Below are 19,931 nucleotides of genomic sequence, written 5' to 3'. Positions count from 1 at the left end.
AATGGATGACGGAGCGTTATTATGAATATTTTATACTTACTTGCATTTACTGCAGGGGCCGCTATTGCAGTACAAGCGACAATGAATGCTCAACTTGGCGTATTACTTAAAAATTCGATGTTGGGCACGAGCATCGCCTTTTTGGTTGCTTTTATTTTTACAGTGTCCGCTATGTTTTCTAACAGCAATCAATACCCAAACATAATAGATATTAAGGCCGTTCCAACTTACCTTTGGTTTACCGGAGGTATGTTAAGTGCATTTGGCGTTGGTGTATTTTATTATTTAATTCCCAAAATTGGCGTTGGCTCGATGATGTCCTTTGCATTAGCAGGTCAAATATTATTTGCCATGTTAATCAGCCATTTCGGTTGGTTTAACTTCCCTGAAAAACCAATCAATTTTGAAAAATTAGTTGGGGCTGCATTGTTGATCATCAGCGTTTTATTAATCAATTCGGAGTCTGGATATGCACATTGATCTAGCTAATATTTTTAACCTTACTCAATTATGGAAAAAATACGGTGCAAACGAGCTGCAACAAAAAACAAGCTTAACGAACACTTATTCATCGACTATTCATATAAACAATGGCTGGCCTCATCGCTGCTGGATAGAAAGCGACACCTGCTCGGATGATCATGCTTGGTTAACAAAATTGGAAAAATCAACCATATTATCGGTATGGCCAATATTTGACGGAAATAAAATTAATCCGAGGATCACAAATCAAAATCCATTAGAAACACATCTAATAAATCACAACTGGCAATGTCAGCTTGAACAAACCGCGATGTATTTACCACGCGAAAAATTTAGCTCATCGATCATTGAACAATCACAACCCCACTTTATTGTTAAAAGGATCAACAAGATTGCCGAAATTAACTTGTGGGTTACGATTGCTAGTAAAGCCTTTGGTTATAAAATTGAACTGTCCGTGATTGCAAATTTAATTGATGACCCAAACATGCAGTTCTACTTGGCCTATTACAATGAACAAGCTGTAGCGACTGGCCTATTATATAAAACGGAAAATATAATCGGGGTGCATCAAGTTGGTGTATCGACCGAATTTCAAGGAAAAGGGATAGCACGTTTGTTAATGCTAGAGTTAATTTACTTATGCAAAACATGGGGCGCGTCTTCCATTGTTTTACAAGCATCAAAAGCCGGTAAACCCCTCTATGATAAGTTGGGTTTTAAAACACAATTTTTAATTAGGAGTTATATTAAAGAGTAAGTACTGAATTCGTATTTAAATGCTAATAAAACAAGATATATGAGGTTAAATGATAGTTGGATATAAGGGATATAAAATACAGAAGCTTTGAAATGGCGGAGAGAGAGGGATTCGAACCCTCGTTAGGTTTTACCCTAAACACACTTTCCAGGCGTGCGCCTTCAGCCACTCAGCCACCTCTCCGCAATGCTTATTAATAGGATTTAATAAGCGGCGCCATAATATTGAATTACGGCGCTAATAACAAGAAGAAATCTAACCTGTCTAAACAACTGGTTATATTTCACTCTAACTCAACGCTAACACCATTTTTTTCACGGAGCTCGCATCTCATTACTCGACACTACATACTCGTAGCTATATTCCTTACGCATTGCCTTTTACGGTTACTTTAGCGTCAGCGGCAAAGTTAAGCATTTTAGTTAACGGCTTCATTGCTTGCTCAGCTAACGTTTCAGCAACAAAGACTTCATGCCCTGTTGCATCAGTAAGTGCTTCTTCTATCGCTTTTAAGCCGTTCATTGCCATCCAAGGACAATGAGCACAACTTTTACACGTTGCACCGTTACCGCCCGTTGGAGCTTCAATAAAGGTTTTTTCAGGGTTCGCTTGCTGCATCTTATAAAAGATACCTCGGTCTGTGGCAACAATAAAGGTATCGTTTTCCATTTTTGTCGATGCAGCTATTAACTGTGATGTTGAGCCAACAGCATCAGCAAGTTCAACAACCGATGCTGGAGATTCTGGGTGAACTAAGATTGCTGCATCAGGGTAGACATTTTTAAGATCTAACAACGCTTTTGCTGAGAACTCATCATGGACGATACACTCACCGTTCCATAACAACATGTCAGCGCCAGTTTGTTTATTAATATACCCGCCTAAATGACGATCTGGACCCCATATAATTGGTTTACCTTGCGCATCAATGTATTCAATAACGTCTAAAGCAATACTGGATGTCACCACCCAATCCGCTCGAGCTTTAACCGCGGCAGATGTATTAGCATATACTACAACTGTATGATCAGGGTGTTGGTCACAAAACTCAGAAAACTCTTTAATTGGGCAACCTAAATCTAAAGAACACGTCGCTTCTAATGTTGGCATTAACACCGTTTTTTCTGGTGTTAAGATTTTAGCAGTTTCACCCATAAACTTAACGCCAGCTACAATTAATGTATCTGCGGCGTGCTGATTACCAAATCGAGCCATTTCTAATGAATCTGCTACACAACCGCCCGTTTCTTCAGCTAAAGCTTGAATTTCAGGATCTGTATAATAATGAGCAACTAACACCGCATTTTTTTCTTTTAATAAAGATTTAATACGATCTCTGTACTCTTGTTTTTCAATTTCATTTAACACTGCTGGTTTAGCAGGAAATGGATATTCTTGTTGCACAGTTTCTATATGATTCATGGCGTGTAGATGTTTTGAAATTTTGCGGGATTATACCGGATATTTCTCAAAAGTCACTTGAGATAACAAATTTGATGTTGTGAATTTATAACGGGATTTTGCATACTAAAGAGGGATATTAAAGTGGTGGGTCATGATGGATTCGAACCATCGACCAATTGATTAAAAGTCAACTGCTCTACCAACTGAGCTAATGACCCACTTTAATACTTTTACTTGTTACTCTTTTGTCTGATGGTGGGTCATGATGGATTCGAACCATCGACCAATTGATTAAAAGTCAACTGCTCTACCAACTGAGCTAATGACCCATATCAGGAAAAAGAGTGGTGGGTCATGATGGATTCGAACCATCGACCAATTGATTAAAAGTCAACTGCTCTACCAACTGAGCTAATGACCCACTCTATCCGCATCAATTTAGAAGATTAATCTTCCTGTTGGTGCGGGCGCATATAATACTTATTTAAATTTACTGTGCAAGTTATTTTAGCAAATATTTTAATTATCGAGCTTTTAGCCTTATTTTTAATCAAACTGCTCAAAAAATACAATTATCTATTTAAAGACCAGCTAATCTTGATTTGGCTAATGAGGCTGATGTTGAATCTGGATATTCGCTGATAACTTGCTCAAAAAGCGCTTTTGCCGCAGCTTGGTCGCCCAATTTCTGCATTACAGTTGCCTGTTTAAGCATAGAGTCGCTTCGTTTACTTGAATCTGGATAGAAACGAATAACTTGTTCAAAGTGAGTTTTAGCATCACTAAACAATGATTTATTAAACAACAACTGTCCTAACCAATAATGTGCGTTGGCGATATAAACAGATTGAGGGAAACTTTTAATAAAACGTTTAAATTCAGGAATGGCTTCATCGTAACGACGCTCTTTAAGAATCAAATTTACCGCTTGGTCATACGCTTCACTTTCGCTTAACGAGACACCATAAGAACTTTCAGCCGAAGACGTTGTATCAACAACTGCAACTGGAGCCTGTTGGGGAGCTTGTATATTAGTTAAACGACGTTCAATCTCTATATAGAGTTCTCTTTGACGTTCAACAATTTGATCTAATTTATGAGCATGGGTTTCCGACTCACCTTTTAATGCACTAAGTTCATCTTGCAACTCAATGACTTGTTGCTGCAGATTCACTTGAGCCGCACCACGAGCTTGCATCAACCGTTTTAATTGTTGAAGTTGCTCGGCCATGGCAGAGGTCGAAATATCGTTGTTTGGTGCAGCAGAATACGCTGCACCAGTCACTACAAGTAAAGAAATTAAAGAGAATTTCATATTGTGTAGTTTTTACCTATTAATATACTAAAACAGCACGACGGTTTTTAGAGAAACCAGCGTCTGTACGAGACAAATCAATTGGCTTTTCTTCACCGTAAGAGACAGTTGTCATTTGGCTAGCAGAAACACCTAAGCTTTGTAGATATTGAACAATAGCTTTTGCTCTACGTTCACCTAGTGCGATGTTGTACTCTGGAGTACCACGTTCGTCACAGTGACCTTCGATCATTACTTTAGCAGCAGGATTTTTTGTTAAATAATCTGCGTGAGCTTGTAACAATTCCATGTATTCGCCATCAACACTTGCAGTGTCGTAATCAAAATAAACAGTTTGTTGCTGACGTAAAGTATCGTACTTTTCTTGTTGAATTTCTTCAGGCGTTTTAGCAACTTCTAAAGTATCAACTTGAACAGTATCTACTGTGCCAGTTTGAGTATCCATACCCTCAGTTTGCGCTTGTTCCGCTTCTGCGTTAGTAGTTTGTGACTTTCCAGCTGATGAATCAGATGTTGCGCCACATGCTGTTAAAACTAAAGCAGGAATAGCGATTAGTAACCCTTTGGTAATTGCACTGAATTGCATTGTATATACCCTTATAAAACGTTGTTAATTTAAAAATGGCGACCATGCAGGCGACTTAACTTGCCCTTTTGAAGCCGGTAATCTCGCTTTAAAGCGTCCATCAATTGAGACCAATGCTAATACTTGTCCACTGCCGTGCATAGTACTATATATAATCATTGATCCATTTGGCGCTACACTAGGACTCTCATCGAGCCTAGTTTTTGTCAGTACTTGAAAGTTTCCTGACTCTAATTCTGTTTTGGCAATATGATAATTACCACGAGTTCTATTTACCATAACTAGATGTTTTCCATCCGGCGTTATCGACCCACCTAAATTCATATCACCATCAAATGTTAGGCGTTTCACTCGCTTAGTTGCTAAATTTACGCTATAAAGTTGCGCATTACCACCACGTTCTGAACTGAATACTATTGATTTTCCATCAGGAGCCCAACTAGGTTCTGTATCTATTGCTCTATGATTAGTCAATCTAGTCAATGTTTTATTGCTTAACTGCAATAAATACAGCTCTGGATTACCATCTTTTGATAACACCATCGCTAAACTTTGACCGTCTGGACTCCACTTAGGCGCGCCATTAATTCCTTCATAAGACGTCACTAACTCACGCTTACCTGTATAGATATCTTGGACATACACCTGAGAACGGTTATTTTCGAAGGTAACGTATGCTAACTTTTTACCATCAGGTGACCATGAAGGAGACATTAATGGCTCTGGTGACTTAACTAATTCAATCTCGTTTGCCCCATCATAATCAGCAACGACTAATTTATATGGGTATAAGTCTTCATATTCAATGGTTATATAGGCTACTTTTGTTAAAAAAGCGCCACGTTCGCCAGTTAATTGTTCATAAACGATATCACTGATCCTATGACCATAAAATCTAAATTGGCTTGTGGCAATGATTACTTTTCGTTCAAACATAATATGGTCTTTTGTTTCTATTAACCGACCATCTTTTAATGCTTGTACTTTCCCACCCGTTATCTGACCACGAAGTACATCAATCAATTCAAAATTGACCGTAAAACGATCTAACGTATCGTCCTCTATTGTGCCCACTAATATAGCTTCAACGCCCGTTGATACCCAAGATGAATAATCCACTTCGCCATCGGTTTGCGGTAGTTGTGGCATGTCTTCTTGTTTAATAGGGTTAAATTTACCGCTACGCATTAAATCCGCAGCTACAATTTCAGCTAAATTTAAAGGTAACGTTGCTGTGCCGTTATATTTAAAAGGTACAATTGCAATTGGACGAGCTGTGTTAACGCCCTCTGTAATAACAATTTCTAACTTTGCTAATGTTGGTTGTGTCCACACTAAACAAATGATTGATAAAATGACTAAACCTATTCGATTCATATTATAACTTTGGCTCCACTTTAAGACTGATGTCTTTTAATTCTTGATATACATCTGGTTCTTTTGAAACTGGTAATGTTTCCGCTTTTAGCACCGCACGTTCGGCTGCTTTACACACTTTGTTATCACCTGAAATGATGTTAACACTTGTCACCAGTCCACTAAATGCAAGTTTAATATTTAAACTACACGATTGACCTTTCATAGAATCATCAACAATTAAATACTGTTGGATACGTCCCATAATTAACGCAGTGTACTTTTGTTTTTCAGTTAGTACATATTTTTGACGTATTTTATTCCGAGCACTTTGTTCTTGGGCCAGTTGCTCTTGCATCATTTTCTCTCTGATGGCTTGTTCTTTGGCCTCTTGTATTTCTTGTTCTTTTTTTCGTTTAGCTTCTTCTTCTTTTCTTATGCGTTCTGCTTCAGCTTCTTTTAATGCTTTTTGCTCTGCTTCTTTTTTCTTTTTCGCATCTTCAGCCGCTTTTTCTTGCGCTTCTTTGTTTCTTTTTGCAGCTAAGGCTTCTTTTTGCGCTTTATCTGCTTCTTTTTCACGTTTAATACGTTCTTGTGTCGCATTTTCAGCTTTACGTTTTTCAGCTAACGCTTTTTTCTTTTCTTCAGCGGCTTTCTTTTTGGCATCTGCTGCAGCACGTTCACTATTGGTTTTCTGCTTTTCAAGCTTTTGTAAATTTCTTTTAGCTTCTTCAGCTCTCACTTCAAGATCTTTAACACGTTTTTCTTCTGCAGCTTTTGCATCTAACTTTTGTTGTTTAATCTTACTAACTTGTTTATCCAAAGACGCCTGATCGATAACGACAGCATCAATAGCTGAAATTTCGGGAACTTCAGGTTCTTTCTCAGGTGCGGTGAAGTTAAAACTTAGCGCTAAAATAACGCCAAAGAAAATATGAACACCAAAAGATTTGATTATATGAATGATATATTCACCTACTTGCATTATTGTTTAGGCTCCGTCATTAATCCTACCGAAGGGGCACCCGCTCTTTGTAATAATGTCATTAATTCAATCACATAATTATATTCAATCGAACGGTCGGCTTTAACAATAACAGGTGTGTCTGGATCAACTTGTAAGCGAGCAGCAACCACCACAGCTAAATCGGTTGCTGACATAGGTTCATTTTTATCACTACCTGTTGCTAAAAAGTATTCACCTTTCGCATTAATAGAGGCAATCATAGGTGGTTTTGAATCTTGATCTAAAGGTTCGGCTGTCGCTTTTGGCAAGTCGACTTTGACACCTTGAGTCACCAATGGTGCTGTCACCATAAATATGATCAACAACACCAACATAACATCAATATATGGCACAACATTTATTTCGGCCACAGGTTTACGTTTAGTTCGAATAATTTGCATAATTTATTTATACCGCAACGTTTGCTGTAACTTCTCTATGTAGAAGGTTGGAGAATTCTTCGATAAAGTTGATGTAATTAGTTTCTAACATTTCAACTCGACGAGCAAAGCTGTTATAAGCTAGTACTGATGGTATAGCTGCAAATAGTCCCATAGCCGTCGCGATTAAAGCTTCAGCGATACCTGGTGCAACCATACTCAATGTTGCTTGTTGAACTTGACCTAATGCTAAAAACGCATTCATGATCCCCCAAACGGTACCAAACAAACCAATATACGGGCTAATTGATCCTACGGTAGCCAAGAAACTCAAATGACTCTCAAGGGATTCGGTTTCTTTTGAAAGGCGAACACGCATAGCTCTGTGTGTGCCTTCCATATAAACCTGAACGCCACCAACGCTATTTTTCTTTAAGCGTGCAAACTCTTTAAATCCATCTTTAAATAGGGACTCTAAACCAGTGGAACTAGCTTTAGCGGTAATTTCACTATACAAACGGCCTAAATCAACACCTGACCAAAAACGTTGTTCAAATTCTTTAGACTGTTTTTCTGCGTTTGCCAATACATTTCTACGTTGAAAAATTAAAGCCCATGATGCGATAGATAAACCTAATAAAGTTAACATCACCAGCTTTACAATAAAACTTGCTTCCCAAAACAATCCAAAAAAACTTATATCAGCTTGCACTTTGTAAAACCTCTAAAATATCTGCCGGTATTGCCATAGGCTTCATAACCGAAGAATTAATACATGCAACTTGTACTTTTGCGACAAAAACAAGTTGCTCATTTTCATTTATCACTTGTTGTAAAAACTCAACACTTGCTCGTTTTAGCCGGACAATATTGGTTTCAACAGTAAGCATTTCATTAAATCTTGCAGCGTGACGAAAGTCAATTTCCATCGTCTTGACCACAAAGGCTATATTCTGCTTAAGATATCTATCTTGTTCAATACCTAAATACCGTAAATATTCAGTACGCGCTCTTTCACAGAAATTTAAATAATTGGCGTGATAGACAATACCGCCAGCATCTGTGTCTTCGTAATACACTCGTATCGGAAATTGAAAGCCCAACCTAACTCCTACTTAGTAATATTTTATGCATAAATATCCGTTAAACACTTTGATTTTTGAATATCCATTCGATGTAAATACCATTATTAAAAAATATAATTGTTATTAGTATTACTAACGCGTTTAATATTTAAACAAATAATTCAACACACTATTAATAAAGGCCTACAATTTATTTTTTTACTTTATACATTGCTTATACAGAACAACCCACTCAATTTGACATTAGTTTTTATAATGCAAAAAAACAATTTTTCTAGTTTGAAGTATTTACTCTAGTCTCTATAATGCTCGCATCTTCTGAGGCGGCCTAGCCACTCAGAATCGAAGTAACTAATTTATGTAACTTCTTCTATTCATGTTCCCTGGAATTTATTCCTTTTGACCCATTCTTATTGAATGGGTTTTTTTTTGCCTCAAACTTAAGCTTAAACAGTGTTTACACACTCAGACCGCTTTAACTTTCACGGTCTGGTAAATCAAAACCTAAATGAGTATAAGCCCTAGGTGATGCAATTCTGCCTCTTGGTGTACGTTGTAAATAACCTTGTTGAATTAAATATGGTTCTATTACATCTTCAATGGTGTCACGTTCTTCTCCAATGGCGGCTGCAATGTTATCTAATCCTACCGGTCCACCATCAAATTTTTCAATCATGGTAAGTAATAACTTTTTATCCATATAATCAAAACCTTGGCTATCAACATTGACCATTTCAAGTGCATCTTTAGCTATCTCTACTGTTACCACACCCTCATTTTTTACATCAGCAAAGTCTCTTACTCGCCTTAGTAGACGGTTTGCAATACGAGGAGTTCCCCTAGCACGTTTAGCAACTTCTAACGCCGACACTTCGCACATCTCCATATTAAGTACATTTGCCGAACGCATGATGATGTTTGCTAGGTCTTCAATTTTATAAAACTCTAATCGTTGGACAATACCAAACCTATCTCTTAACGGAGAGGTTAATGCGCCAGCTCGCGTGGTTGCACCGATGAGTGTAAAAGGAGGTAAGTCTAATTTAATGGAACGTGCGGCAGGCCCTTCACCTATCATGATATCTAGCTGATAGTCTTCCATTGCAGGATATAAAATCTCTTCCACAACTGGACTTAAACGATGAATTTCATCAATAAACAAAACGTCATTTTCATCTAAATTAGTTAACAAGGCTGCTAAATCACCTGCTTTTTCTAACACTGGTCCAGAGGTGGTTTTAATACTCACACCTAATTCATTTGCCACAATGTTTGCTAACGTCGTTTTACCTAAACCAGGAGGTCCAAATATTAACAAGTGATCAAGTGCTTCTGAGCGTTTGGTCGCGGCTTCTATAAAGATCGACATTTGATCTTTCACATGAGGTTGACCTTGATAATCCTCGAGTAATTTAGGACGAATGGCTCGGTCAATGACTTCATCTTCCCGAACGGCTTCTGCACCCACTAACCTATCTGCATCAATCATTAGAAACCTTTACTACTGTTAATTGCATCACAACATATTCTTAAGTGCTTTACGGATCAACATTTCACTGTCTTCACCTTCAACATAAACGGATTTTACTGCTTTATTTGCTTGTTGCGAACTATACCCTAATGAGCTTAAGGCAGAAACTGCATCATCAAATTCTGAATGACTACTTTTTAATAAAGATGATTCCATTGACATTTTTGGCATAAATTCAGGAGAAACATCCAACGCTTTGATCCGATCTCGCATTTCAATTAACAAACGTTCTGCGGTTTTTTTACCAACACCAGGCAATTTAACAAGCGTGGTCACGTCATCGTGTTCAACACAAGTAACAAATTGCTCGGCGGTTAAGCCAGACAAAATTGTTAATCCCAACTTAGGGCCTACCCCATTTGCTTTGATTAATAATCTAAATAAACTGCGTTCTTGTTTGGATGCAAATCCATACAATAACTGTGCATCTTCACGCACCACAAAATGCGTGTATATAGTCGCTTTTCCGCCCTTATCGGGGAGTTCATAAAAGCTAGTTAATGGCATTTGAATTTCATACCCAACGCCGTTTACGTCGAGCAGTATATCAGGGGCTTGTTTTTCAGCGACTTCGCCGGTTAATCGTCCAATCATGTGTTTGATCTTTGTTTATTCGCAATTACTGTAAATATACCCAGTTATCAGGGAAGTTGAAAGTGTAAATCTAAAAGATTTAGTTATCGCGGTTTATTTTTGATGTATAATTAATCAAGTTGTTATCTAGCTGCAAAATATTATATTTAGTGAGAATCATGTCTGTGCTTTTTTATAAAAACCAATTTGGAAGTGTTAGCCTCACTATTGAAGATAATATTATGGTCGCACAGTTTAAAGGGGCAATTTCCAGCGGAATAGTCTCTTACTTTATCAAAGCCTCCGAAGTCGCTTTAACTAAGATTAAAACACCACATTGGGGATATGTTAGTTATTCAGAGCAAGCCGATGCCGCGACGCCAGATGCGTTAAAAGAGCTATTCATCGTTGGCCAAAACTTCCATAATGCAGGCTGTGTAAAATCTGCATATGTTTTAAAATCAGCTATCGCCATTTCTCAAGTAAAAAAGCTTAGGGACAGTATTAATGTGACAGAGCCTTTAAGCGATGTGTTGTTTGATGAATTAGAAGACGCAAAACAGTTTGTTTCTGAGTACCTTAAAAGTTATCAACCCAATTAAGCCGCTGAATCTATTGTTATCTTCGTAAACGCCCTCGTACCGTTTTACGTGCAACACCTGCCATGTTAATCAAACTTTGATTAGTATTACCATGACAAATCGCTACAGCTAATGCATCTGCAGCATCCGCTTGTGGTTTACCATCCAATTTAAGAATTTGCTGGACCATATGTTGGACTTGGCTTTTATCCGCGGCACCACTGCCTACAACGGCTTGTTTTATTTGCCTTGCAGAATATTCAAACACAGGTAACTTACCTTGCGTGGCGGCAACGATCGCACTACCACGAGCTTGACCTAACTTTAATGCTGAATCTGGATTATGCGCCATAAACACTTGTTCAATGGCAAAAGTGTCAGGGGTGTATTGTTTGATGATTTCTGATACGCCTGCAAAAATCGTATCCAGTTTAATAGACAAATCAGCATCCGGCGTCCTAATACAGCCACTACCAATGTAATGAAATTTAGAACCTTGCTGCTGAATAATCCCATACCCTGTAATTCGAGAGCCGGGATCGATACCTAAAATTATTGTCATTATTACCTTAAACTCGCCATGAACTGATATGCAACCTTTGCAAAATTAACTTATCACATGTGTAAAAACAACAAAGCCAGTTATATCTAAATAACTGGCTTTGTATTATACCAATTGAATTAATTATGTAATTAAACAGTTAATCTGCTTTTTTAATTACATTAATACCTAAGTCTTCTAATGCCGCAGGATTAGCAAAACCTGGAGCTGATGTTAACGGACAAGCCGCTGTTGATGTTTTAGGGAATGCCATAACATCACGGATTGACTCTGCGCCAACCATTAACATAAGCATACGGTCTAAACCAAATGCTAAACCAGCATGTGGTGGAGCACCATATTGTAATGCTTCTAATAAGAAACCAAATTTCTCTTCAGCTTCTTCATCGCTAATGCCTAAAATTTTAAATACTTGGGCTTGCATATCTTGTTTATGGATACGAACAGAACCACCACCTAGCTCACAACCGTTTAATACCATGTCATAAGCATCAGATAATGCCGTTGCTGGGTTAGCAGCTAACTCTTCTGGAGTCATATTACTTGGTGCCGTAAACGGGTGATGAAGCGGTGTTAATGCACCGCCTTCTAATTCTTCAAACATTGGGAAGTCAACAACCCACAATGGTGCCCATTTGTCTTCAACTAAGCCAAAATCTTCACCTAGTTTCAAACGTAATGCACCTAATGAATCAGTAACCACATTATAAGTGTCAGAACCAAACAATAAGATGTCGCCATCTTGAGCGCCCGTTCTTTCGACAATAGCTTTCGCGACATCTGCAGATAAGAATTTAAGGATTGGAGATTGTAAACCTTCAAGGCCATTGTTAGCTTGATTTACTTTGATCCAAGCTAAACCTTTAGCGCCATATTTACCAGCATATGCTGCATAGTCATCAATTTGTTTACGAGACAAAGAAGCGCCGGTAGGTACTTTAATTACCGCCACACGACCTTTTTCATCGTTAGCTGGACCACTAAATACTTTAAAATCTACGTCTTTTAATAAATCAGCAACGTCGGTTAATTCTAATGGGTTACGTAAATCTGGTTTATCAGAACCAAAACGCGTCATTGCTTCTAAGTAGGTCATTGACGGGAATTCACCCAAGTCAACATCTAACAATTCTTTAAATACCGACTTAACCATGCCTTCAGTCATGCCCATGACTTCTTTGCCAGACATAAAGGTCGTTTCAATATCTATTTGCGTGAATTCAGGCTGACGGTCAGCACGTAAATCTTCATCACGGAAACATTTAACAATTTGATAATAACGGTCAAAACCCGCCACCATTAATAGCTGCTTAAATAGCTGAGGTGATTGCGGTAACGCAAAAAATTGACCTTTGTGCGTACGACTAGGTACTAAATAATCACGTGCGCCTTCTGGCGTTGCTTTAGTTAGTATTGGCGTTTCAATATCCAAAAAGCCGTGATCATCCATATAACGTCTTACCGCACTCGTAACTTTAGAACGGAACTGTAAACGCTCGTTCATTACTGGACGACGTAAGTCTAAATAACGGTATTTTAAACGTTGTTCTTCAGAGTTATCTTGGTTGAAGTCCAAAGGTACTGGAGCAGATGCGTTTAGAATTTCTAAATCTTTTACATACAATTCAATTTCACCCGTCGCCATATCTTTATTAATTTGGCTGTCTGGACGAGCACGAACGATACCGGTTAATTTTATGCAAAATTCATTACGTAATTTATTAGCAGGTTCAAAAATTGCTTTTTCATCTGGGTCGATAACCGCTTGTACAATCCCTTCACGGTCACGCATATCTATAAATATTAAACCACCAAGATCACGGCGTTTATTCACCCAACCACACAAAGTAACTTCTTGACCTTCTAAGCTTTTATTAAGCTGACCACAATAATGAGAACGCATTTATCTACCTATGCTGTAATTAATCTGTACAAAAGATGGCCACACTTGATGGTGAACATCCAATAAAATGGCGCTTATTATAAAGACTTGAGCGATAAAGTCACCGCTTAAAGTAGAAGTATTTCTCACTAACTTTATCAATCGATCAGCACAACCACCTAGTTTACAAACTGTTTTTCTATCGAGTCATTTAATAAGCTGTGTTTTGTCGGGAAAAAGAAACTCAACAAATTCATAGCCAGTTATTCACAATTTAAGATAAAATAGGCCATTAATTCTGTTTGTAAAAAAGTACCTTCTTATGCGTGACGAGATATATTCACAGCCACATAAACAAGTTGACGACTTCACCTTTGATAAATCCGTTGTAGAAGTTTTCCCGGATATGATCCAAAGAAGTGTTCCAGGTTATGCCACTATTGTCAGTACGATTGGTAAGTTATGTGAACAGTTTCATCAGGCGGATAGTAATATCTACGACTTAGGCTGTTCGTTAGGTGCCGCAACCTTATCTATGCGAAAATCGGTTACTAAACCAAACTGTCAAATAGTTGGTATTGATAACTCCCAAGCTATGGTCGACAAGTGTCGACTACATATAAAAGCATATGTGTCTGACGTACCTGTCTCAATTGAACTAGGCGACATACAAAACTATCCTTTAGTAAATGCTTCTGTCGTAGTAATGAACTTTACTATGCAGTTTATCGAGCCTGAACAACGTGCAGCATTAGTACAAAAGATTTACGACAGTTTATTACCTGGTGGTATTTTGATTGTTTCTGAAAAACTACGTTGGGAAAATACCGGAATTAACAATGCGATTAATGACCTACATTTAGACTTTAAGCGGGCAAATGGTTACAGTGAATTAGAAATTAGCCAAAAGCGTAGCGCCATAGAAAATGTAATGAAAATAGACACTGAGCAAATGCATATAGAGCGACTAGCAACGGCTGGTTTCAAACAACATTCTATTTGGTTTCAGTGCTTTAACTTTGCTTCATTTATCGCCATCAAGTAATAACGAGAGATCTAAAGACTATTTATGACCCATTTTTTTAATACCTTTTATAGTGTTATCGCCAACAACAAACTTGCCCATTGGTTAGATGTATTACCAAACCAATTAAACACTTGGTATCGAGATTCCCTGCATGGTGAGTTTAAAGATTGGGTTAAAAACATAGAACTATTACCACAAGTAGTCCCGTCAGATATTAATATTGAAAGCTCAGTTTCCGTTGGTTCCACCGACACTATGAGTCAAGGTCTACAGAAAAAAACCACACACCATTTGATGCAAATGAAACCGTGGCGTAAAGGTCCTTATCACCTACATGGTATTCATGTTGATACCGAGTGGCGTTCAGATTTTAAATGGGATCGTTTAATTCCTCATATCTCAGATTTAACGGGAAGATATGTATTAGATGTTGGCTGTGGCAGTGGATATCACTTATGGCGAATGAAAGGGGCTGGTGCCAAGTTTGTCGTGGGCATTGACCCTACACAATTATTCTTAGCTCAATTTTGGGCTGTGCAACACTTTATGCAAAATCCAGAGGTAAACTTGTTACCACTTGGTATAGACGATCTACCAGAATTAAAAACCTTTGATACCGTATTCTCTATGGGCGTGCTGTATCACCGTAAATCACCAATGGATTTTTTACAGCAATTAAAAAGACAATTGGCTCCTGGTGGCGAATTGGTATTAGAAACGCTTATTATTGAAGGTGATGAAAATACCGTTTTAGTGCCACAAGACAGATACGCAAAAATGCGTAATGTTTGGTTTATCCCAAGCGCCCAAGCATTAACTAAGTGGTTAGAGAAAGTTGGTTTTAAAAATGTACGTTTAGTTAACATTGACCAAACCACATTGGATGAACAACGTAAAACCGAATGGATAGATACTGAATCGTTAGAAGATTTTTTAGATCCGAACGATCCAACTAAAACCATTGAAGGTTACCCTGCTCCCCTTCGTGCCATATTTATAGCCAATAACTAATATGCCAAGTTATCGTCCCAAAACAACAATTGAACAATGGCGTATATTACAAGCGGTTGTTGATTTTGGAGGGTATGCACAAGCTGCTACTGCATTAAATAAAAGTCAATCTAGTCTTAACCATGCCGTCACTAAATTACAATCTACTTTAGGTGTCCAATTACTCGAAGTTAAAGGCCGAAAAGCCTTTTTAACTGATGCCGGTAATGTGATGTTAAGGCGTTCAAGAACCCTTACTCAAAACATTGAAGACATGGAACAGCTTGCTGATAACATGACATTGGGCTGGGAAACAGAAATAAAGATCACCACAGAGATCATTTATCCCAAACAAAAACTCTATTCTGCGTTAGAACAATTTTATCCTGAAAGCAGAGGCACAAGGATTCGTATTACGGACCAAGTTATCACAGGTACCAACGACAGCATACTAAACAAAACCGCAGACTTAGTAATAGGCGCAATCCCACCTGAAGGGTATTATGGCGACCGTTTAGAACAAGTTAATTTTGTTTGTTATTGCGGTAAAGGACACAAGTTAGCATCCAGAAAACAAGTGTCATTAAATGAACTTGAACATGAATTACAAATAGTAATTAGTGATACAGGTAAAACTCCACAGGCCGATACAAATTGGTTAAAAGCAGAACAACGCTGGACTGTGACTAATTTTTATCACGCAATCGACCTGTTAAAACGAAATCAAGGTTTCTGTTGGATCCCGACGCACTTTATTAAAGCAACGGGTGCTCAACATGAATTAGTGGAAGTGCCGCTAACCACTCAAAAAACGCGTTCAATAATCACCCAATTAATCATTCCAGATCCGATAAAACTCGGCCCCGGCGCTACATTACTGAAAAATTTAATTTTAGAGCAATATAAATAACAATTCTTGGTTATATATTGCCCCAATTTGTTATAAAATGCCGCCCGTTTAGTCTATATATCTAATTTGGCATCATAAATTCAAGTTCAGTTAGATATCACCCCCACATTTGAGGAAATAACGTTGAGCGATAATCAATCTTTAAGCTACAAAGACGCTGGTGTAGACATCGATGCAGGAAACCTGTTAGTCGAACGAATTAAAGGTGCGGTAAAACGCACCACTCGTCCAGAAGTTATGGGCGGACTTGGTGGTTTTGGTGGTTTATGCCAAATCCCTAAAGGTTACGACGAGCCACTATTGGTAGCCGGCAATGACGGTGTTGGTACAAAATTACGTTTAGCTATTGATTTGAAAAAGCACGACACAGTAGGCATCGACTTAGTTGCAATGTGTGTAAATGATCTCATCGTTCAAGGTGCTGAGCCGCTATTCTTTTTAGACTACTACGCAACAGGTAAACTTAATGTTGATGTCGCTGCTGATGTGGTTAGTGGTATTGCCGACGGTTGTGTGATGTCAAACTGCGCATTAATTGGTGGTGAAACTGCTGAAATGCCAGGCATGTACGAAGGTGATGATTACGACTTAGCAGGATTCTGTGTTGGTGTAGTAGAAAAAGCAAAAGTTATCGACGGCACTAAAGTGAAACCAGGTGATCAATTAATCGCGTTAGGTTCATCAGGCCCTCACTCAAATGGCTATTCACTTATTCGTAAAGTTATTGAAGTTTCTGGTGCAGACTTATCTGCAGAATATGAAGGTAAAGTATTAGCTGATCAGTTAATGGAACCGACTAAAATATACGTAAAATCCGTATTAAAACTGCTTAAAAGTGTTGATGTACATGCTCTGTCTCATATCACAGGTGGTGGTTTCTGGGAAAATATCCCGCGTGTATTACCGGCCAATACTAAAGCCGTTTGTAATGGTGACTCTTGGCAGTGGCCTGCGGTATTTAACTGGTTACAAGAAAACGGCAACATTGAAACACATGAAATGTATCGTACCTTTAACTGTGGTGTAGGTATGGTGATTGCTGTAGATAGTGCTGATTTAGAATCAAGTATTCAAATTCTTAAAGACGCAGGCGAAAATGCTTGGCACATTGGCGAAATCCAACAAGCTGCTGACGGTGAAGAACAAGTAGAAATCTCTGGAGTATAACCAGTGACTCAACCTGTTAAGACTCTTTCGTCTGATAACGAAGGCGCAATCGCGCCTTCTGCTTCTAAAGCCTCTATTGTTGTTTTAATTTCCGGCAGTGGCACTAATTTACAAGCCATTATTGATGCCTGTGAAAACAATAAAATTAACGGCCAAATAAGTGCAGTTGTATCGAATAAAGCCGGAGTTTACGGATTAGAACGTGCTGCTAGGTCAAATATTCCAACACATGTATTAAGTCATAAAGAGTTTGATTCTCGTGATGATTACGATCAATCTTTAGTTAGTATTATCGATAAATATCAACCTAAAGTTGTGGTACTTGCTGGATTTATGCGTATTTTAACTGCGGACTTTGTATCCCATTACGCGGGCAAATTAATCAACATACATCCTTCTTTATTACCTAAATATCAAGGTTTAGATACTCATCAACGTGCTATTGATGCAAAAGATCAAGAACATGGATGTAGCGTTCATTTTGTTACAGAAGAGTTAGATGGTGGGCCTGTAATATTACAAGCTAAAGTTCCTGTGTTTGAAGATGATGACATAGACTCCTTATCGCAACGTGTGCACTATCAAGAACATCAAATTTACCCAATGGTGGTTAAATGGATGTGCGAAGATAGATTGACCATGGAACAAAAATCGAATACGTTTTCAGCATTGCTAGATAATAATTTGCTGCCAGAGCAAGGATATGCCAACGATGATTAATCGTCTTAACGTTTTTATACTAAGTTTCGCCCTTTTATTTACTTGTTCAATTGTGAATGCAAATGAACAAGAATTTGTTATCAAACCTTTTGAGGCTAAGTACGACATGTATCGTCAAGGTGACAAATTAGGGGGGAAAGAAGTTTAAAAGCGTTAGGAGGGAATACATTTTCATTGTCATTAGAAAGTGATATTGAATGGCTGATCTTCTCTGATGCACGTAAAGAGATCAGTCACTTTACCAATAATAATGGACGATTAGTGCCTTCAACTTATAGCTACGGACGCACAGGCACAGGTAAAGACAAAGAGATCAACATCCAATTTAAACCAGATCATACCCTAATCGTAAATCCTAAAGCTAAAAAGTCGCCAGCACCAGATACATGGGAAGACGGTTGGTTAGATGAAATGAGTTTGCATATGCAAATTCAAGCGGATTTAGCAGTAGGCAAAACTAAGTTTGAATACACCATAGTATCTAACTCAGGTAAGTTACAAGTCTATGAATTTGAAGTTATTGGTCATGAATTGATAACCACAGGTTTAGGACGATTTAATACTATTAAAGTGGCACGAGTTTACGACAAAAATAAATTTTACGCCCAACACGCGTGGTTTATTCCAGAATTAAACCACACATTAGCGCGCTTATGGCGTATGAAAAAAGGCGTTGAACAATATGATCTGGTTATCAGTTCATATGAAGAAACGACCATTAATTAACCTAAGTTAGTTTAACTTAACGCCATCCTTAAACAAAACCCATTGTTTAGGTTCCAATGTTGTCCAACATTCATTATCGGTTAATGGTCTTGTTGCTATCACAGTGACGATATCGTTATCCGTTGTGACTTCACTAAAGTTTACCGACACATCTTTATCAATCAGATTTGCTTCACCAAATGGGGCCTTTCTTGTGATCCAAGTAAGGTTATTACTGCAATAGGCTAACAAATGAATGCCATCGGTGATCAAAGCATTAAACACGCCTAACTCATCAAGTTGTTTACACAATTTAGCGGTATATCTAAATACACTTTGCCAGTTTTTAGGTTTGTTAGGGTATTTTTCTTTTAATTTAGCCATTATCCAACAAAATGCATACTCACTATCGGTTTCACCAATTGGAATAAAGTCAGACAAAGGTAGGGATTTATAACCAGACAATTGACCGTTATGAGCGAACGTAATGTTACGTCCCCAAAACTCACGAATAAAAGGATGGGTGTTTTCTAGTTTTATGCCACCACGATTAGCTTGTCTAATATGGGAGATCACTGAACAACTTTTAATTGGGTATTCCATTACCAAATTAGCAATTTTTGAATTAGAACTAGGCGCTGGATCTTTAAAGGTACGACATCCTTTACCTTCATAGAAGGTAATTCCCCAGCCGTCTTTATGTGGGCCTGTCATGCCACCACGTTGCACTAAACCGGTAAAGCTGAATATGATATCGGTCGGAACATTTGCCGACATGCCAAGGAGTTCACACATTGAATTCTTTTTACTTCCCAATTAATTTTGTTAAGGAATAATGTTTTAATACATATAGTAGATAAACCAGCTCAATTTTTAAAATTGGCCCTTTGGCTTTCTTTTATATCTAT

The 19,931-nt window shown here is 38.0% G+C and carries 23 protein-coding genes and 4 tRNA genes; 10 read left to right on the top strand and 17 right to left on the bottom strand.

Annotated elements, in window-relative coordinates:
- Positions 1-21 precede the first annotated feature (21 nt).
- Together RT723_RS15540 and RT723_RS15535 are read left to right on the top strand one after the other, a co-directional pair.
- Complete coding sequence (locus RT723_RS15540; RefSeq protein WP_315947996.1) at positions 22-480, top strand: DMT family transporter; 459 nt, start codon at positions 22-24, stop codon at positions 478-480.
- Positions 470-1,243 carry a GNAT family N-acetyltransferase gene (locus RT723_RS15535; protein WP_315947995.1) on the top strand — a complete coding sequence of 258 codons (774 nt, stop codon included), beginning with the start codon at positions 470-472 and terminating at the stop codon, positions 1,241-1,243. The genes RT723_RS15540 and RT723_RS15535 overlap by 11 nt, the downstream gene beginning before the upstream one ends.
- Before the next feature lie 93 nt (positions 1,244-1,336).
- On the opposite strand, the gene RT723_RS15530 is transcribed toward RT723_RS15535, so the two are convergent.
- From RT723_RS15530 to ruvA, 14 genes are all read right to left on the bottom strand, one after another.
- Positions 1,337-1,426: transfer RNA gene (locus RT723_RS15530), tRNA-Ser, on the bottom strand.
- 183 nt (positions 1,427-1,609) lie between these two features.
- Positions 1,610-2,665: a quinolinate synthase NadA gene (nadA, locus tag RT723_RS15525; protein WP_315947993.1), complete on the bottom strand. Its 1,056-nt coding sequence runs from the start codon at positions 2,663-2,665 to the stop codon at positions 1,610-1,612.
- Positions 2,666-2,789: 124 nt separating this feature from the next.
- Positions 2,790-2,865: transfer RNA gene (locus tag RT723_RS15520), tRNA-Lys, on the bottom strand.
- 35 nt (positions 2,866-2,900) lie between these two features.
- Positions 2,901-2,976, bottom strand: a tRNA-Lys gene (locus RT723_RS15515).
- Between the two features lie 16 nt (positions 2,977-2,992).
- Positions 2,993-3,068: transfer RNA gene (locus RT723_RS15510), tRNA-Lys, on the bottom strand.
- Between the two features lie 159 nt (positions 3,069-3,227).
- On the bottom strand, positions 3,228-3,962 hold the full coding sequence (gene ybgF / locus RT723_RS15505; RefSeq protein WP_216054943.1) for a tol-pal system protein YbgF: 735 nt from the start codon (positions 3,960-3,962) through the stop codon (positions 3,228-3,230).
- Between the two features lie 19 nt (positions 3,963-3,981).
- Entirely contained in the window at positions 3,982-4,548 is a 567-nt protein-coding gene (gene pal, locus RT723_RS15500; protein WP_216054944.1) for a peptidoglycan-associated lipoprotein Pal, read from the bottom strand.
- Between the two features lie 24 nt (positions 4,549-4,572).
- The gene (gene tolB, locus RT723_RS15495; protein WP_315947991.1) at positions 4,573-5,925 is read right to left on the bottom strand and encodes a Tol-Pal system beta propeller repeat protein TolB; all 1,353 of its coding nucleotides are present in this window, start codon (positions 5,923-5,925) and stop codon (positions 4,573-4,575) included.
- A gap of 1 nt (position 5,926) precedes the next feature.
- Positions 5,927-6,889 carry a cell envelope integrity protein TolA gene (gene tolA / locus RT723_RS15490; protein WP_315947989.1) on the bottom strand — a complete coding sequence of 321 codons (963 nt, stop codon included), beginning with the start codon at positions 6,887-6,889 and terminating at the stop codon, positions 5,927-5,929.
- Positions 6,889-7,311 (bottom strand): protein TolR, encoded by a 423-nt coding sequence (tolR, locus tag RT723_RS15485; protein ID WP_216054947.1) that lies wholly within the window; start codon positions 7,309-7,311, stop codon positions 6,889-6,891. The genes tolA and tolR overlap by 1 nt, the downstream gene beginning before the upstream one ends.
- 7 nt (positions 7,312-7,318) lie before the next feature.
- Positions 7,319-8,002, bottom strand: coding sequence for a protein TolQ (tolQ, locus tag RT723_RS15480; protein ID WP_216054948.1), 684 nt, complete (start codon positions 8,000-8,002; stop codon positions 7,319-7,321).
- Positions 7,992-8,393, bottom strand: a complete 402-nt coding sequence (ybgC, locus tag RT723_RS15475) for a tol-pal system-associated acyl-CoA thioesterase (RefSeq protein ID WP_315947986.1) — start codon at positions 8,391-8,393, stop codon at positions 7,992-7,994. Before ybgC ends, tolQ begins: the two co-directional genes overlap by 11 nt.
- Positions 8,394-8,850: 457 nt before the next feature.
- Positions 8,851-9,864 carry a Holliday junction branch migration DNA helicase RuvB gene (ruvB, locus tag RT723_RS15470; RefSeq protein ID WP_315947985.1) on the bottom strand — a complete coding sequence of 338 codons (1,014 nt, stop codon included), beginning with the start codon at positions 9,862-9,864 and terminating at the stop codon, positions 8,851-8,853.
- A gap of 27 nt (positions 9,865-9,891) precedes the next feature.
- On the bottom strand, positions 9,892-10,500 hold the full coding sequence (gene ruvA / locus RT723_RS15465; protein ID WP_315947984.1) for a Holliday junction branch migration protein RuvA: 609 nt from the start codon (positions 10,498-10,500) through the stop codon (positions 9,892-9,894).
- Between the two features lie 158 nt (positions 10,501-10,658).
- Between ruvA and RT723_RS15460 the strand changes: the two genes are divergently transcribed.
- Positions 10,659-11,081, top strand: a complete 423-nt coding sequence (locus tag RT723_RS15460) for a hypothetical protein (protein WP_315947982.1) — start codon at positions 10,659-10,661, stop codon at positions 11,079-11,081.
- Positions 11,082-11,097: 16 nt separating this feature from the next.
- On the opposite strand, the gene ruvC is transcribed toward RT723_RS15460, so the two are convergent.
- Positions 11,098-11,622, bottom strand: a complete 525-nt coding sequence (gene ruvC, locus RT723_RS15455; RefSeq protein ID WP_216054953.1) for a crossover junction endodeoxyribonuclease RuvC — start codon at positions 11,620-11,622, stop codon at positions 11,098-11,100.
- A 139-nt stretch (positions 11,623-11,761) separates the two neighbouring features.
- Entirely contained in the window at positions 11,762-13,525 is a 1,764-nt protein-coding gene (aspS, locus tag RT723_RS15450) for an aspartate--tRNA ligase (protein ID WP_315947980.1), read from the bottom strand.
- 301 nt (positions 13,526-13,826) lie between these two features.
- Here aspS and cmoA point away from each other — a divergent pair, with 301 nt between their 5' ends.
- From cmoA to RT723_RS15415, 7 genes are all read left to right on the top strand, one after another.
- A complete protein-coding gene (cmoA, locus tag RT723_RS15445) occupies positions 13,827-14,549 on the top strand; it encodes a carboxy-S-adenosyl-L-methionine synthase CmoA (protein ID WP_216054955.1) in 723 nt (240 codons plus the stop codon).
- A gap of 24 nt (positions 14,550-14,573) precedes the next feature.
- The gene (cmoB, locus tag RT723_RS15440; RefSeq protein ID WP_315947978.1) at positions 14,574-15,542 is read left to right on the top strand and encodes a tRNA 5-methoxyuridine(34)/uridine 5-oxyacetic acid(34) synthase CmoB; all 969 of its coding nucleotides are present in this window, start codon (positions 14,574-14,576) and stop codon (positions 15,540-15,542) included.
- 1 nt (position 15,543) lies between these two features.
- A complete protein-coding gene (locus RT723_RS15435; RefSeq protein ID WP_315947976.1) occupies positions 15,544-16,431 on the top strand; it encodes a LysR family transcriptional regulator in 888 nt (295 codons plus the stop codon).
- A 123-nt stretch (positions 16,432-16,554) separates the two neighbouring features.
- Positions 16,555-17,598 carry a phosphoribosylformylglycinamidine cyclo-ligase gene (purM, locus tag RT723_RS15430; RefSeq protein ID WP_315947975.1) on the top strand — a complete coding sequence of 348 codons (1,044 nt, stop codon included), beginning with the start codon at positions 16,555-16,557 and terminating at the stop codon, positions 17,596-17,598.
- Between the two features lie 48 nt (positions 17,599-17,646).
- Positions 17,647-18,318, top strand: coding sequence for a phosphoribosylglycinamide formyltransferase (purN, locus tag RT723_RS15425; RefSeq protein WP_428983713.1), 672 nt, complete (start codon positions 17,647-17,649; stop codon positions 18,316-18,318).
- Positions 18,311-18,466, top strand: a complete 156-nt coding sequence (locus RT723_RS15420) for a hypothetical protein (protein ID WP_315947974.1) — start codon at positions 18,311-18,313, stop codon at positions 18,464-18,466. The genes purN and RT723_RS15420 overlap by 8 nt, the downstream gene beginning before the upstream one ends.
- 26 nt (positions 18,467-18,492) lie before the next feature.
- Positions 18,493-19,044, top strand: coding sequence for a DUF3108 domain-containing protein (locus RT723_RS15415; RefSeq protein WP_315947973.1), 552 nt, complete (start codon positions 18,493-18,495; stop codon positions 19,042-19,044).
- Between the two features lie 6 nt (positions 19,045-19,050).
- Here RT723_RS15415 and RT723_RS15410 read toward each other — a convergent pair whose 3' ends face one another.
- Positions 19,051-19,818 (bottom strand): class II glutamine amidotransferase, encoded by a 768-nt coding sequence (locus tag RT723_RS15410; protein ID WP_216054960.1) that lies wholly within the window; start codon positions 19,816-19,818, stop codon positions 19,051-19,053.
- Between the last annotated feature and the right edge of the window lie 113 nt (positions 19,819-19,931).

The organism is Psychrosphaera aquimarina (genome assembly GCF_032461525.1).
Classification (GTDB): Bacteria; Pseudomonadota; Gammaproteobacteria; order Enterobacterales; family Alteromonadaceae; genus Psychrosphaera; species Psychrosphaera aquimarina.
Note: the sequence above shows the minus strand (reverse complement) of the source record. Positions and strands in the feature narration are given on the sequence as shown.

Coding starts and splice junctions, on each gene's coding strand:
- ruvC (WP_216054953.1), bottom strand. CDS start 11,622: ATGACAATAATTTTAGGTATCGATCCCGGCTCTCGAATTACAGGGTAT.
- RT723_RS15435 (WP_315947976.1), top strand. CDS start 15,544: ATGCCAAGTTATCGTCCCAAAACAACAATTGAACAATGGCGTATATTA.
- RT723_RS15460 (WP_315947982.1), top strand. CDS start 10,659: ATGTCTGTGCTTTTTTATAAAAACCAATTTGGAAGTGTTAGCCTCACT.
- pal (WP_216054944.1), bottom strand. CDS start 4,548: ATGCAATTCAGTGCAATTACCAAAGGGTTACTAATCGCTATTCCTGCT.
- ybgF (WP_216054943.1), bottom strand. CDS start 3,962: ATGAAATTCTCTTTAATTTCTTTACTTGTAGTGACTGGTGCAGCGTAT.
- nadA (WP_315947993.1), bottom strand. CDS start 2,665: ATGAATCATATAGAAACTGTGCAACAAGAATATCCATTTCCTGCTAAA.
- ruvA (WP_315947984.1), bottom strand. CDS start 10,500: ATGATTGGACGATTAACCGGCGAAGTCGCTGAAAAACAAGCCCCTGAT.
- cmoA (WP_216054955.1), top strand. CDS start 13,827: ATGCGTGACGAGATATATTCACAGCCACATAAACAAGTTGACGACTTC.
- tolB (WP_315947991.1), bottom strand. CDS start 5,925: ATGAATCGAATAGGTTTAGTCATTTTATCAATCATTTGTTTAGTGTGG.
- aspS (WP_315947980.1), bottom strand. CDS start 13,525: ATGCGTTCTCATTATTGTGGTCAGCTTAATAAAAGCTTAGAAGGTCAA.
- RT723_RS15410 (WP_216054960.1), bottom strand. CDS start 19,818: ATGTGTGAACTCCTTGGCATGTCGGCAAATGTTCCGACCGATATCATA.
- RT723_RS15420 (WP_315947974.1), top strand. CDS start 18,311: ATGATTAATCGTCTTAACGTTTTTATACTAAGTTTCGCCCTTTTATTT.
- tolA (WP_315947989.1), bottom strand. CDS start 6,889: ATGCAAGTAGGTGAATATATCATTCATATAATCAAATCTTTTGGTGTT.
- RT723_RS15540 (WP_315947996.1), top strand. CDS start 22: ATGAATATTTTATACTTACTTGCATTTACTGCAGGGGCCGCTATTGCA.
- cmoB (WP_315947978.1), top strand. CDS start 14,574: ATGACCCATTTTTTTAATACCTTTTATAGTGTTATCGCCAACAACAAA.
- tolR (WP_216054947.1), bottom strand. CDS start 7,311: ATGCAAATTATTCGAACTAAACGTAAACCTGTGGCCGAAATAAATGTT.
- RT723_RS15535 (WP_315947995.1), top strand. CDS start 470: ATGCACATTGATCTAGCTAATATTTTTAACCTTACTCAATTATGGAAA.
- ruvB (WP_315947985.1), bottom strand. CDS start 9,864: ATGATTGATGCAGATAGGTTAGTGGGTGCAGAAGCCGTTCGGGAAGAT.